Origin of the sequence: Streptococcus sanguinis, from assembly GCF_026781265.1 — a bacterium.
Lineage (GTDB): Bacteria > Bacillota > Bacilli > Lactobacillales > Streptococcaceae > Streptococcus > Streptococcus sanguinis_T.
In genome coordinates, this window is the sequence record NZ_JAKUVC010000010.1 from 74,076 (window position 1) to 86,480 (window position 12,405).

A 12,405-nucleotide genomic window follows, 5' to 3' on the forward strand; every position below is an offset into this window, starting at 1 on the left:
AAACAAATATTTCATTTGAAGCAATGAAAAACCGGATTGATACATAAATAACATACTGTTTTAATAAAAATGTTACAAAATATATGTAAGATAAATAGAAAATATACAGATTCTACAAGCTTTTTCGCGCTTTCTGGGCTATTTATCTTGTAATCGTTTTGTAACAAATAACAAGTCTATGAGAAGGAGAAAAATAGCATTTTTGCAACATTTCTTTTCCTCTGTAAATGGAGAAATCATGCTATAATCAACCTATGTTATCAAGAGATTTTCAGAAACTAATCGAGGCAGATACGGTTGCAGCAGCGCGAGCTTTGCTAGGTATGCAACTGATTCTAAATGGTCAGAAGCTAGGCCGGATTGTCGAAACAGAAGCCTATCTAGGAAGTCAGGATAGTGCCTGTCATTCGGCTGGAGGGCGCCGTTCCCCTAAGAATGAATCCATGTATCTGCCAGCTGGTCACTGGTATATCTATCAGATTCATGGCCATCAGATGCTGAATCTGGTGACCAAGGCTGAAAATGTGGCCGAAGCCGTACTGATTCGAGCCTTGGAGCTACCGGATGGCCGTCTTTTAGCTAATGGTCCTGGCAAGTTAACCAAGTATGCTGGGATTGATAAGCGCTTTGATGGGCAGAGTTTAGCGACCTCCGGTCTGCAATTAGCCTATGACCTGACTCCGAATCAGATCGCTAGCCGTCCGCGGATTGGCGTGACTTGCACAGATGCCTGGCGGGAGGAGCACTTGGGCTTTTATGTGGTCGGCAATCGTCATGTCTCAAAAATGCCCAAGCGAGGTCTGCTGGACGATGAGGACACCTGGAAGAATGAGTAAAAGATGAAGAAAACAGAGATTTTTGAGCAAGTCGTAGAAATTATGCGAGAGGATTCCTCTACAAAGAAAGACATCACGGGTGCAAATCCCGAAGAATATCGAGCGCGTATCACAGACCAGATGAGCCAAGAGGACTTTCTTTACCAGATGCATTGTTATATAGCCAGTTTTGGAATTTTGTCTCATGTTTGGTTTGGACTTAAGGAAACGCAAACGCCCGGTTTTAAACTGAGATACTACCACGATCGCCTCTATGTCCTACAGGCAAATAGTGACACGGGGCTGAAACGTGGCGACCAGATTCTAGCCTTGGATGGAAAACCTTTGCCCCAGGTCTATCAAGAGCACAAGGATTATTTTGTCAGTGCCACACCAGAGCGACAGCACAAGGAGTGGGCTTACTTTGTGGAGCATGCCGGAGAAGTTACGGTGGTACGCAATGGCAAGGAAGAGCAACTGCATGTTCAGCCGACTGCCCACCCAAAGAAGCCACCGCGGTTTGAATGGCGCAGCCTTTCTGAGGATGTCGTCTATCTCAAGTTAGAAGATTTTACGGATGAGGTTGCTATCAGCCAGCTATATGCAGACAGTCAAGCAGCTATTGAGCAGGCCAAGTATTTAATCATTGATGTTCGAGTCAATTATGGCGGGACGGACTCGCTTTATTATCCACTTTTCAAATATACTCTCCCTCAGGGAAAGGCCTTCAGTGACTTAGATTTGCCAAACGATGATGGGATGGAGATTCTCTATACTGATAGAAATGTTGATTTGCGTCAGCAACTGATGCAAAATATCCTAGAAGATCCAAACTTGTCAGCAGAAACTCACCAGATTCTCAAAGAATTTCTAAAAGAGCTAGAAGAAAATCGGGGGAAAGGGTATGTCCTTTATGGCAATGAAGACAGCAATCAGAACTTTCTAGCAGATGTTCTAGGTCTAGCTCAACCTGAAAAAGTCTTTTTGCTAGCAGATGTTACCTGCGGATCTTCAGGTGATAATTTTGTTGATACCATGAAAAAGATGTCTAAGGTTACGGTTCTAGGGCGTCCGACTATGGGAATTTTAGATTATTCCAATTGCTGCGTGAAGGATTTTGGTGACTATGAGCTCCTGTTCCCCACTTCACGTGACACTAGGATTGATCAAGGAAAGGGCATGAATGACAAGGGAGTTGAGCCGGATATCCTGATTCCTTGGACACCAGAACACTTAGAGCGAGATGTGGATCTAGAAGAGTGCCTCAACTATTGCAAAAACGCTTAGGATTTCTAAGCGTTTTTTCGTCTATATTAGATCTTGTCAAACTTCTCAATGTAAAAGAGAGTTAGTGTCACGATGGCAGCCAAGCCAACGAGAATGAGGATGGCTGGAGTCCAGGAATGGAATAAATCAAAGCTGTATCCAAAGAGGCTAGGACCAAAGGCGGCCAGAATATAACCACCAGTCTGGGCTAAGCCAGATAGCTGAGCGGTTTGCTCAGGAGTACTGGTTTTCAGCGAGAAAGTAACCATAAGGTAAGGGAAGAGGGCGCTGACGGACATACCGATTAGCAGATTGAGAATGAGCCAGTAGATAAAGGAGTCTGTCTTGACCAGCAGCATGCCCAGACCAACCATACCAGTTACAGAAAAGAGAGCAATCATCCCCAAGCGTTTTTTAGCGGATAGACGCGTTGTCAGACTAGGTATCGTCATAGCCAAAGGAAGGCTGATAATTGAAAAGATAGAGGCTAAGAATCCAGTAGCATCATTGGAAAGTCCTGCCAACTGACCAAGAGTCGGCAGCCAAGTGATAGCCGTATAAAAGAGTAAGGACTGCAGGCCACCGAAAACAATCAGAGCCCATACTCTAGGATTTGTTAGCAGAGAGCCCATTTGCTGTTCACGATTTTTACTAGTCAGCTTGTGATTGTGATGGCTGTTAGGCAGCCAGATTAAGCAGGCCAGTAAGCAGATGAGGGTCAGGACGAGAATCAGGCCTTTCCAGCCAGCTAAGCGGACAATAGGCGCAGCCAAGGGAGACATGACTGAGATAGCCAGTCCCATAGAAGTGATATAAAGCGTGGTTAAAAAACCAATTTTTTCTGGCTGATTAGCCTGAATGACATTAGGCAGGAGCACATTTAAGACAGCGATTGCAGCCCCTAGCATGATTGTACCTGCGTAGAGTAGAGGCAGGTTAAAGATACGAATAAAAGAGCCCAGAGTCAGCACAATCATGGCTATTGTAAAGAGCTTTTCCAGGCCGACCTTTTGAGCTAAGCGTGGGGAAAAGGCTGAGCAGAGGGCAAACATGATCAAGGGCAGGCTAGTCAGCAGTCCCAGAGAGTTGACGGGAACTTGCAGTCCCTTAGCAATATCACCCAGAACAACAGGCAGCACTGCAAAAGGTGCCCGTAGGACAACCCCCACCATCAGAATACCTGGAAGTAAAAATTTCGAATGTTGCTTTTTCATAAAGTTAAGTTTCCTCCTATATAAGTATCAAAATAAAATCAGTCCATCAAATCCAGAAAATACTGGCTGATAACTGTTTCTGGCAATGTATTCTTCTGCTGGAGCCACCAGCTGACCGTCTCCACAAAGGTAGAAGTCACATAATTTCTTAGAAAGGGCTCTGGCAGCTGAGATTTTTTCTGCAGGAGCTGCTCCTGAATCATCGGAAAGAGATAGTTTTCCAGCTCAATCTTTAAGCGATTGGTGAAATAGATATTTTTCGAAAGCAGCAAGGTTGCAATCTTGTCCTGATTCTTTTGGAAATGCTTGAAAATATGGGCGGTTGCTTCAAAGAGATCCTTGCCGTCGTCGCGTTCAAGAAAGGTATGCTGAAAGAGATCTTGGCAAACCTCCTCTAGCAAGGCTTCCTTAGTATCGAAATGGGCATAAAAAGTCGACCGGCCAACGTCTGCCAGGTCGATGATTTCTTGCACCGTGATGCTTTCATAGCTTTTTTGATGCAGCAAACTGATAAAAGCCTGGTAAATAGCTGCGCGTGATTTCTTGACTCGTCTGTCCATAGCGATTCAACACAAAAGAGCGGGATTGTTCAGTAACGGACAAAGCCCCTCAATTGCTTCTTGTTTCCTTTCTGAGAATAAGGGATAATAAAGATGAAGAAAACTGAACAAGGTGTTCCGTTTTGATTACATTATACTATAAATTTAGCCAAACTGAAAGGAGGCTGCTGTGAAATCTAGTAAAAATATGACTATTGCCTTTCTGTTAAACTTTTCCTTTGCCATTCTTGAGTTTATCTTTGGCTTTATGTTCAATTCCAGCGCTGTATTAGCCGATGCTGTGCATGATACAGGAGACGCGATGGCCATCGGACTTTCCACCCTTTTTGAAAAAATTTCTAATAAAAAAGAAGACAAGAAATACACTCTGGGCTATAAGCGCTACAGCCTTTTGGGAGCCCTGCTGACCTCGGTCATCTTGCTGGTCGGCTCGACCTTGGTGATTATCGAAAACGTAGCCAAGGTCTTTGCGCCTGAAAAGGTCAATTATGACGGCATGCTGGTGCTGGGTATCTTTGCCATTATAGTCAATCTAGCAGCCAGCAAGGTGGTCGGCCATGGTCATGGACACAGTCATAATGAGTCTATTCTCAGTCTTCATTTTTTAGAGGACATTTTGGGTTGGGTGGCTGTTATTCTGATCTCCATCGTGTTGCGCTTTACTGACTGGTATTTTCTTGACCCGCTGCTCTCCCTGCTCATTGCAGGCTTCATCCTCAGCAAGGCCCTGCCTAAGTTCTGGGAAAATATCAAGATTTTTCTGGATCATATACCTAGCGATATTGATTTGAGCCAGCTTTATCAGGAAATCCTAGCCGTTGAAAACGTTCAGACTATTACCCAGCTCAATGTCTGGACCACAGATGGTTTGGAAAAATTTGCCATGATCCATATCTGTCTTGAAAATCCAGACCTGCTGACCGAGACCCAAGCCACCCTGCGTCAAGAACTGCAAGCTTACGGTATTACCAAAATCACTATCCAGACAGATAGTAGCTTGGAAGAGCACGAAGAGTGGTGTATAGGTGGAGAAGGCGATTTAAAACTTCATACTTAAATAGTGCTACTGAAAACTATATCTCTACAGTCCGATATTTCGGGCTTTTTTTTAAAGCTTGATTATCATATTTTCAGTGGTTTTGTTTTTACGATTTTCTTCTTATTTAGTTCCTCTATTTCCCTGTCTGAAAATTCTAGCTTTTTGATTTTGTGGTTTTTCTATTAAAAATAGACAAGCTGAACACATTGTGCATTTTTAGAGAGATTTTACATCTAATAAAATGCAAATGTATTGACAATGCTTTTTCTTTAGCATATACTATTGAGTAGGAAGAAACAGGCAAAGCTTGCTAAGCCTTGTCCTGAAGCGCCTTTCCTAAGCATATCGACTACCGATTAGAAGAAGACAGATGCTGTCACACTGTCCATCTGAAGGTTGAAAAAGTAGTAGTAAAGGGGAGAAATTCCCTTAAAAATTTTGCTGTTTTTTAAACTTTGAAAGAAAAGAAGTCATTTAAAAAAATGTTAGAAACGTTGATATAACAAGGTTTTATCAAGATTAAACATTTTTTAAAATGCAATCATTTTTTTTCGAGGCAAACCTGTTGACAAGATGTCAATTATGTCATATACTGTGATAGGTAAATGTTTTTTAAAGCAAATAAAGCTTTTGTTCCTAGCATTTCCTACCAAAATATGCATATCGGTAAAAAGAAAAACCATAAGATAAGAATTCTTATCTTATGGCACTGGCTGCTTGATGATTCGGGTTAAACCAACTTCACACACACACGGTTTAACCTGCATCTAAAAGCATGAGAAACTTTGCAAGAGAACTTGCTTTGTATAGTATTTAAGAACGCAAGAACAAATGTTTTTGGCATCTGCTTTTTTGCGCCCCTTTTGACAAATCTAAAACGACCCTTATCAATCTTAGGATTGATTTAAGGATTGTTTACTAGGTTTATCAAATAGAGATATTGCTTAAAGCATCTAACTTAAAACATTAAGTTTGGTTCTATTGGTAAATTTTCCATGTACTAGCCTAACTTAAAAAGCTTAAAGAAACCTTAAAGGAATCTTTAAGCGAGGGAGATTTTTTTAAGAAAGCTGTTATCTATTAACGCATAGAAAGAATTGAAGGATTTTTACAAAAAAATCACAGACAGGAGAAACAAATGGCACTAATCGCTATATTGGTTCAATTCAATCTGATAACGGCAGCTCAAAAAGAAGAAATTCTTCAAGATATGCCACAATCAAACATGCAGTTAGAGAGATATCTAATCAGCAAGGGCTATGTGACAGAAGAAGATATGCTGAAAGTCATGAGTTACTATTATCGTGTACCTCATGTCAATCTATCACAGTTTGTGATAGAAAAGGAAGCTGTCGAGAAGGTTTCAGAAAAAGTTGCTAAACGTCATGGATTGATTCCGATCTCTTTCACAGATGGAGAAGAGGGAGAAGAACCCAAGTTAGTAGTTGCGATGGCAGACCCAAGCAACTATATCGCCCTAGATGACGTTAAAATCGTTTCTAAGATGGCGGTAGAACCTTATGTAACTTTTCGGGATGATATTGAGAAGTATATCGATCAATACTATTCCAAAGGAGAAGAAGCCCAACAGGCAGCGACCGAAATCGAAGGTTTTAATGTGGATGAAGAGATCATCGAAGAAGATCTCGAAATCAAAAACGCTCCGGTTGTACGTTTGATTGACTCGATTATCAGTCAGGCAATCAAGACGCGGACCAGCGATATCCATATTGAACCCTTTGAAAAAGTTGTTCGTGTTCGTTTCCGGGTTGACGGAACCTTGGTGGAAAACATGCAGTTGAAAGCCAATGCTCACTCAGCCATTGCGACACGGATTAAGATCATGAGTGGTCTGGACATCGCTGAGCGGCGGATTCCTCAGGATGGACGGATTGAGACAACCATCGACGGCAAAGAAGTCGACATGCGGGTTTCAGTCTTGCCTACTGTATTCGGTGAAAAAATCGTTATTCGGATTTTGAGCCGGAACGCAACCCTCCTCAGTAAAGAGGAACTGGGATTCTCGCCAACCAATCAGAAGCTCTTTGAAGATATTCTTAAGGCTCCAGAAGGCATTATCTTGCTGACTGGTCCTACGGGAAGCGGAAAGACAACCACTCTCTACACAGCGCTCCGTGAGCTCAATGATGTAGGAAAAAATATCATCACCGTTGAAGATCCGGTTGAATACCGATTGGAAGGGGTCAACCAAGTTCAGGTAAATAACAAAGCTGGACTGACCTTCGCGAGTGGTTTGAGAAGTATCCTGCGTCAGGACCCGGACATCGTTCTCTTGGGGGAAATTCGGGACGAAGAGACAGCTAGTATCGCGGTTCGGGCCGCTATCACTGGTCACGTCGTTCTCTCGACTATCCACACCAATGACACAGCTAGTACAGTCAACCGTTTGGTCGATATGGGCATCAAGCCTTATCTAGTCTCAACGGCGACTGTCGGTATTATCGCACAGCGCTTGATTAAGCGCATCTGTCCTAAGTGTAAGACTGAATATACTGTAGAAACAAATGAACATGCAGGTATCGGTATTCACAAGGGAGACACCTTGTATCGCGGACGCGGCTGCAACTACTGCAGCGGTACGGGATACTATGGACGTATAGCTATCCACGAAATCATGGCGGTGACACGGGAGATTAAATCACTAATTAATGATGGTGGAACAACAGCACAGCTTCGAGCAGAAGCTAAGAAAAATGGTATGCGAGACTTGGCGGAGGAGGCCATTGATATCGCAAAACAGGGGACTACAACGATTGAAGAAGCAATGAAGATTGCCTTTAGTCTAGAAGGGGAAGTTTAGGATGAATTTGGATGAGTTAATTAAGCAGGCGATTGAAGCGGGTGCATCAGATATCCACTTCACGGTTGGCGCTGAGCCAACCATGCGTCTGCACGGGAGGTTAACACAACTCAACAATACAATTTTGACCAACGAAGACACGGTTCGCTTCACCAAGCATATTTTAAATGAGAAGCAGATTGCTCATCTTTTAGAAGTCGGTGAAGTGGACTGTGCCTACGAGGTCGATAATGGCTATCGCTTGCGGGTCAATATCTTTAAGCAGAAAAACAACTGTGGGATTGCCTTGCGGGTCATTCCCAAGGATATTCCATCTATGGAATCTCTGGGATTGCCACCAGTTATCAAAAAGCTAGCTGAGAAACGCCGGGGGCTGATATTGGTTACCGGACCAACAGGAAGCGGAAAGTCAACGACCCTGGCAACCATGATCAACTACATGAACAGCTTGCGGGATGAGCACATCATCACGATTGAAGATCCGATCGAGTACATGCACACGCATAATAAGTGCTTGGTCAACCAGCGTGAGCTGGGAGCGGATACGCAGAGCTTCGGCAATGCCCTCCGCGGTGCACTTCGTCAGGACCCGGATGTCATCCTAGTCGGTGAGATGCGGGATAAGGAAACGATTGAAATCGCCTTGCGTGCGGCGGAAACAGGTCACTTAGTCCTGTCAACTCTCCACACGGTCGGTGCCGTAAACACCATGGACCGGATTATCGACGTATTTCCAGCCGAGCAGCAGGAGCAGATCCGTGTGCAGCTTTCAGCCGTTATGGAAGGGGTTGTATCGCAGCAGCTTATGCGTACAGCGACTGGCAAGGGTCGTGTGGCTGCCTTTGAAATCATGCTGGGAACACCCGCTATTCGCAACCTCATTCGCGAAGGGAAGACCCACCAGCTGCTGACGCCAATCCAAACGGGGGCTCAGCTAGGTATGATTACCATGGACACTTCGCTCATGGGACTCTACCGTCGCAATGTCATCGATCAGAGAACGCTGCTGTCCTACTCAGTGGATCGCGCTCAAGTTGAAAAATCCCTAGGAATAGTGGGGTACTAGAGCATGACAATATATGTTTGTAAATACCTCGACACTAGGCAAGGGGTCGTCACACTAGAGGTGGACGCTCCTAACCGGACAGATGCCGTCAATCGGATCCGTCTCAAAGGGAAGCCAATCAGTGTCGAAGAAAAGGTCATGGGCTCTAAGGAGATCCACCTTTTCCAAAGCAAGAAGATCAAGCTCAAGGACATATCGCTCTTCTGTAAGCAGATGTCGGTTATGCTGGAGTCGGGGATTCCCCTCAATAATGCAGTGGATATCCTAGAGCAACAGGCTACTTCAAAGAATCTCAAGTCTAGTCTTAAAATCGTCAGCAAGAGCCTAAAAGAAGGTAGTCAGCTGTCCAAGGCCATGCTGGATCAGGAAGGGATGTTTCCCGATCTCCTGATCCGTATGGTGCAGGCCGGTGAAAAGACTGGTAAGCTGGATGAGGTGCTGGAAAAGATGTCTGAGCACTATACTAAAGAGCTCAAGACCAGCCGCCAGATTCGCGGAGCTATGATCTATCCCGCAGTCCTAGCCTTTCTAGCTGTGGCCGCAGTCTTGGCCCTGCTCTATGTCGTTATCCCTAGCTTCTCAGGAATCTTTGAGCAGAGTGGGATGGACATGCCGCTGCCGACGCGTATCGTCCTAGCAGCTAGTAACTTTGTCCGCTCTTACTGGTATATCCTCTTCGGTGTGACGGGGATTCTGGTCTTCCTCTTCCTGCGCTATCGCAGCACAGAAGCAGGACGTTACCAGCTAGATCGACTTAAGCTTTGGCTACCGGTCATCAAGGGGCCAATGCAGAAGATTGTTACTGCTCGCTTTGCCAGCACCTTGGCTATCCTGACTAGTGCAGGTATTCCTCTGGTCGAGGCTATTGAGTCTGCTGCTGCGACAACCAACAACGCTGTCGTCATTGAAAAGATGAAGATCGCTAATGAAGGTCTGCAAAAAGGGGAACGTCTGACAGGGATGATTACCGCAACCGGTCTCTTCCCGCCTATGATGCTCTCGATGGTCAAGATCGGTGAGGAGTCTGGGTCTCTGGAGTCCATGCTGGTCAAGACATCCGATTATTATGAAGAAGAGCTTGAAACAGCTATTAAGCAACTGCTCTCACTCTTGGAGCCAGCCATGATCATCGTCATGGGGGTTATCATCGGTGGTATCGTAGCCTCTGTCATGCTGCCAATGTTTGAGCTTGCTCACGCTGTGGATGCAGGATCTGGAGTTGACCAGTAGGAAGGCGCTTCAGAAAAGTTTAGGAGATGGCAGGGCAACTGCTCTGCACAAAAAGTTAGGAAATCGTTCTGATGCTGGGAGTTTGTAGGGTCTCCCAGCTAGGAACAAAACAAATGCCCCTGTGGGCGAAAATAGTAAAAATTGTGAAAAAATAGGAGATCTATTCAAAATGTTAAACAAATTGCAAAAGTTCCGTCAGGACTTGAAGAAAAAAGGTAAAGGTTTTACCTTGGTTGAGTTAATCGTGGTAATTATCATTATCGCTATCATTGCAGCTGTAGCTATCCCAGCTATCACTTCCTTCCAAGATAACGCTCGTAAGAGCCGTATCCAGTCTGAACACCGTGAATTGGTATCAGCTATCCAGTCTTATATCGGAGCGCAAGATGATCCATCAAATCCAACCTCACCTACGCTTCAGGATTTAGCGCCATACATTTCGAAAAATGCTGCTAAAAAAGATGCGTCTACCCTTGTAGAAAGTTTGGCTAAGAATGGTAAGGATTCAGCACATACTATTAGTGGTACCAAGCTGACTTCAACCTTTATTCCATCTGGTAAAACTGCTGCTACTGATAGTGGAGCTAAAACTTGGGAATACGACTGGTCATCAGCTGGTGTGAATGCTAACTAGGTATAACCCGTCTAGTTAGGCTATTTAAAAAAGTGGTAATACTTATCAAATCATCTAAGAAAAGATGAATTAAAACCCTACATTTGAGAGATATTAAAAAGGCTGCTCAGCAGCCTTTATGAAAAAGAATTAGGAGAAGTTAGTGCGAAATAAATTGCAAAAATTTCATCATAATTTGAAGAAAAAAAACAAAGGTTTCACCCTCGTTGAGTTGATTGTGGTCATCATCATTATCGCGATTATCACAGCTGTAGCAGTTCCGGCCCTCACTTCTTTCCAAGATAACGCACGTCGTTCGCGTATTCAATCGGAACATCGTGAGTTAGCAACTGCGATTCAGTCTTATATCGGATCACAGGATGACCCAGAAACTGTAAAGTCAATTACAATGGAGCAATTGGCCCCATATATTTCTAAAAATTCCAAAGGTGACTCAACTAAAATTGTAGATGCTCTCGCTAAGAATGATAAGGAGCCGGCTCATAAAATTGATGGAACAACCTTGGTTTCAACCTTCCATCCCTCAGGTGCTGGCTCTAGTAAAACCAAGGATAAAACGTGGCTTTACGATTGGAGATATAGTGGTTCCAATACCAACTAACCTAAAATAGTTTTAAAAATTAAGCTGACATTCAGCGAAAACAAAGATAAAAAGAAAATAGGAGATCTATTCAAAATGTTAAACAAATTGCAAAAATTCCGTCAGGATTTGAAGAAAAAAGGTAAAGGTTTTACCTTGGTTGAGTTGATCGTGGTAATTATCATTATCGCTATCATTGCAGCCGTAGCGATTCCAGCTATCACTTCCTTCCAAGATAACGCGCGTAAGAGCCGTATCCAATCTGAACACCGTGAATTGGTATCAGCTATCCAGTCTTATATCGGAGCGCAAGATGATCCATCAAATCCAACCTCACCTACGCTTCAGGATTTAGCGCCATATATTTCGAAAAATGCTGCTAAAAAAGATGCGTCTACCCTTGTAGAAAGCTTGGCTAAGAATGGTAAGGATTCAGCACATACTATTAGTGGTACTAAGCTGACTTCGACCTTTATCCCAGCTGGTAAAACTTCTGCTACTGATAGTGGAGCTAAAACTTGGGAATACGACTGGTCATCGGCTGGTGTAAATGCTAACTAGAGATAATTTCTCTACTCCGACTGCTTCGGCAGTCGGATATTACCAAAGTAGTTGTCAGGTTGTGACAACTATTTTGGCAATATCAAAAGTAGAAGTATTAGGAGAGTAATAAAATGAAAGGAAAAAAAAGACAGGGTTCAACCTTGCCTATGGTTATTGTAACCATTGTGCTGCTTGTAGCTATGATTGGGATTCTAGCTTCTATCGTGGATACGGGGCAGACACAGACTCAGCGCATGTATAGCTATCTAAAAGCTAAGTATGTGGCAACATCTGGTTCACAGTTGGCATGGGGTGCGTATTTGGGGAACGGAGAGAGTTCACCATTATATAAGGAGTTTGCCCAGAGGGCTACTAGTCCATCTCCATCGACAGTGCCTGTTAAATCTACTCATACATTTAAAGATGGCGGTATAGCTGAGATTGAGATGAATGGAGAACTAGACAAAGGGATACGTGGAGCTGAGAATTACTACATAACTATTAAATCTAAGTCAAAATTGGCTGGTAGTGATGATTATTATGAGCATGTCGTCGTTTTTAATTTTCAAACTAGAGGGATTCGCTCGGAAGAGGGGCATTTGAAATCGGCGAAAAAGTAAAAATGAAGTAGGTATAA

12 protein-coding genes are annotated in these 12,405 nt (G+C 43.7%); 10 read left to right on the plus strand and 2 right to left on the minus strand.

The window, feature by feature from the left end; genetic code table 11:
• Positions 1 to 254 precede the first annotated feature (254 nt).
• Together MK370_RS10370 and MK370_RS10375 are read left to right on the plus strand one after the other, a co-directional pair.
• A complete protein-coding gene (locus tag MK370_RS10370; protein WP_268685179.1) occupies positions 255 to 836 on the plus strand; it encodes a DNA-3-methyladenine glycosylase in 582 nt (193 codons plus the stop codon).
• 3 nt (positions 837 to 839) lie between these two features.
• Positions 840 to 2,102, plus strand: a complete 1,263-nt coding sequence (locus MK370_RS10375) for a S41 family peptidase (protein WP_268685180.1) — start codon at positions 840 to 842, stop codon at positions 2,100 to 2,102.
• A 26-nt stretch (positions 2,103 to 2,128) separates the two neighbouring features.
• On the opposite strand, the gene MK370_RS10380 is transcribed toward MK370_RS10375, so the two are convergent.
• Complete coding sequence (locus MK370_RS10380) at positions 2,129 to 3,295, minus strand: CynX/NimT family MFS transporter (RefSeq protein ID WP_268685181.1); 1,167 nt, start codon at positions 3,293 to 3,295, stop codon at positions 2,129 to 2,131.
• A gap of 38 nt (positions 3,296 to 3,333) precedes the next feature.
• Complete coding sequence (locus MK370_RS10385; protein WP_268685182.1) at positions 3,334 to 3,855, minus strand: TetR/AcrR family transcriptional regulator; 522 nt, start codon at positions 3,853 to 3,855, stop codon at positions 3,334 to 3,336.
• A gap of 169 nt (positions 3,856 to 4,024) precedes the next feature.
• Between MK370_RS10385 and MK370_RS10390 the strand changes: the two genes are divergently transcribed.
• The 8 genes from MK370_RS10390 (at position 4,025) to MK370_RS10425 (ending at position 12,388) form a co-directional block, all read left to right on the plus strand.
• Positions 4,025 to 4,912, plus strand: a complete 888-nt coding sequence (locus MK370_RS10390; RefSeq protein ID WP_268685183.1) for a cation diffusion facilitator family transporter — start codon at positions 4,025 to 4,027, stop codon at positions 4,910 to 4,912.
• A 1,120-nt stretch (positions 4,913 to 6,032) separates the two neighbouring features.
• Complete coding sequence (locus MK370_RS10395) at positions 6,033 to 7,715, plus strand: GspE/PulE family protein (protein ID WP_002901897.1); 1,683 nt, start codon at positions 6,033 to 6,035, stop codon at positions 7,713 to 7,715.
• A 1-nt stretch (position 7,716) separates the two neighbouring features.
• Positions 7,717 to 8,781 carry a type IV pilus twitching motility protein PilT gene (locus MK370_RS10400; protein ID WP_002899359.1) on the plus strand — a complete coding sequence of 355 codons (1,065 nt, stop codon included), beginning with the start codon at positions 7,717 to 7,719 and terminating at the stop codon, positions 8,779 to 8,781.
• Between the two features lie 3 nt (positions 8,782 to 8,784).
• Positions 8,785 to 10,011, plus strand: coding sequence for a type II secretion system F family protein (locus MK370_RS10405; protein WP_268685184.1), 1,227 nt, complete (start codon positions 8,785 to 8,787; stop codon positions 10,009 to 10,011).
• Between the two features lie 121 nt (positions 10,012 to 10,132).
• Positions 10,133 to 10,645 carry a prepilin-type N-terminal cleavage/methylation domain-containing protein gene (locus MK370_RS10410; protein ID WP_268685185.1) on the plus strand — a complete coding sequence of 171 codons (513 nt, stop codon included), beginning with the start codon at positions 10,133 to 10,135 and terminating at the stop codon, positions 10,643 to 10,645.
• A gap of 142 nt (positions 10,646 to 10,787) precedes the next feature.
• Complete coding sequence (locus MK370_RS10415; protein WP_268685186.1) at positions 10,788 to 11,246, plus strand: type II secretion system protein; 459 nt, start codon at positions 10,788 to 10,790, stop codon at positions 11,244 to 11,246.
• A gap of 75 nt (positions 11,247 to 11,321) precedes the next feature.
• Complete coding sequence (locus tag MK370_RS10420) at positions 11,322 to 11,786, plus strand: prepilin-type N-terminal cleavage/methylation domain-containing protein (protein ID WP_268685187.1); 465 nt, start codon at positions 11,322 to 11,324, stop codon at positions 11,784 to 11,786.
• 113 nt (positions 11,787 to 11,899) lie between these two features.
• Entirely contained in the window at positions 11,900 to 12,388 is a 489-nt protein-coding gene (locus tag MK370_RS10425; RefSeq protein WP_268685188.1) for a hypothetical protein, read from the plus strand.
• The last annotated feature ends 17 nt before the right edge of the window (positions 12,389 to 12,405 follow it).